Annotated in this window: 1 protein-coding gene; it reads left to right on the top strand. The window is 70.4% G+C overall.

The features are described from left to right. Positions 1-428: 428 nt before the first annotated feature. Positions 429-1,898: a phosphatidylinositol-specific phospholipase C domain-containing protein gene (locus ACFXA3_RS41750; protein ID WP_385196608.1), complete on the top strand. Its 1,470-nt coding sequence runs from the start codon at positions 429-431 to the stop codon at positions 1,896-1,898. Positions 1,899-1,983 lie beyond the last annotated feature (85 nt).

Raw genomic sequence — 1,983 nt, 5'->3', positions numbered from 1 at the left:
CGTTCCATGTCCGACAGGGCCCGTTCGCTCACCCCCGCGGCGTGCGCCAGCTCCTCCTGGCTGAGCCCGGCGTCCGTGCGCAGACGGAGCAGGCGCTCACCGAACCCGCCGGTGGCCGGTGTGTCCGTCCCCATGCCCGTGGGCCCCCCGAGCGGTGCGGTCCGGCAGGAATGCCGAATCCTTCCGGCAGAAGTATGCCGGACCCTACTTCTGCCGGTGGAACCTCCTGGTCCGCCACCGCCCGCACGCTGTTGGCTGAGGGCACCCGAGCCGGGGGCCTGACCAGCCCCGGCCGGCCGGGCCCGCCGCCGCTGCGCAGCGCCCGCGCGCGCCGCCGCCGCGCCGGACCGGGGAGAACCTCCGTACACCCGGTCGCCGCCGTACCGCGTACGCGGACGCCGGGTCCGCTTTCCATCAGGGGAATACACATGAGAACCAGAGGTGCCGTGCCTCGTCCGGGAGCCGGCCGCCGCGCCCGCCTGCTGCGCCGGTTCGTCCTGCCGGTGATCGCGCTCCTGGCCCTGGCCTCGATGCTGACGGCTCCCACCACGGCGGAGGCGGCCGGCAGCAAGTACGGGAACGCGCGCTACCACCAGTGGTCGTGGGTGACCTCGCACAACGCCTACGCCGACGACGACACGCAGTGGCCCGTGCCGCCGAACCAGTCGCAGAGCATCAAGGAGCAGCTCGACGGCGGGGTGCGCGGGCTGATGCTCGACACGTACGACCCCAAGGGCACCGGGCCGGTCGAGCTGTGCCACGGCGGCACGTCGCTGTGCTACGAGCAGTTCAACTCCGCGCTCCTGACCGTCGTGAACTTCCTGCAGAAGAACCCGCAGGAGGTGGTCACGATCTTCCTGGAGAACTACGCCAGCCGGCCGACGCTCAGCAAGGCGATCACCGACCTGCTGGACGCCAAGGGCGCCGGCAAGCTGCTCTTCAACCAGAACGACTACGGCATCTTCAGCAGCAACTGGCCGCGCCTGCGCGACATGGTCGCGGACAACCACCGCCTGGTGATCTTCCAGGACAGCTGGGACGACATCGCCGTCGGCTCCGGCACCCTGATGAACACCTGGTCGCACACCGTGGAGAACAGGTACAGCTACGGCCAGGGGCAGCCGTCCGGCTGTGAGCCGCGCGGGAACAGCAAGCCGCTCCACACGAACCCGATGCCGGGGACGACCAACCTGACGCCGCTGTTCACCATGAACCAGTTCAGCTCGGACAACCTCGACCCGAAGAGCTACGCCAAGATCGACAACGGCTCCCAGCTCAAGAGCCGCATCGAGAAGTCGTGCCGGCCCGCCGCGGGCCGCAACCCGAACTTCGTCGCCGTGGACCACTACCAGGTCTCCGACAACTCGGGCCTGACCCCCGTGTCGGTCGTCGCCGAACTCAACCGCGACAACTACGTCTTCGAGCCCGACCCGGCGGTATGGACCGTCAACGACGCGAAGCAGTACGTCAGCACCTACGGCACCAACCGGTGCATGGTGCGCGGCGACGAGTTCCCCGACGGCACCGGCGGCCTGGTGACGCAGCGGGCCTGCGCCACGCCCGCGCCCAGCAGCCACCAGTGGACGGCCACCAAGCCGAACTACGACGGCAAGGGCTACTACTGGATCAAGGCGGCGAACGGCTCCTGCCTCACCGTCCCGTACAACAACGGCACGCCGCCCGGCGACGGCACGCAGCTGTTCTGGTGGCCCTGCGAGACCCGCTGGTCCTCCGGCAGCCAGCTGTGGAACGTGATCCCGGCCCACACCGACAGCAACGGCCAGTCGCACGGCTATTACTTCATCAACCAGTGGACCGGCAAGTGCCTGACCCTGGACCCCGGGACGTCGACGGCCAAGGCCGGCAAGGTCACCCAGGCCGCCTGTCCGGCGCGCTGAGCGGCCGCTGAGCGGCGCCCACCACCACACCGCCGCACGGGCCGGGCGGGCCGCCCCCGAGGGGGGTCCCGCCCCCCCCCGCGGG

This window comes from Streptomyces sp. NPDC059456 (assembly GCF_042750055.1).
Lineage (GTDB): Bacteria > Actinomycetota > Actinomycetes > Streptomycetales > Streptomycetaceae > Streptomyces.
The sequence above is the reverse complement of the archived record's forward strand: the minus strand, read 5'-3'. Positions and strand labels throughout refer to the sequence as shown.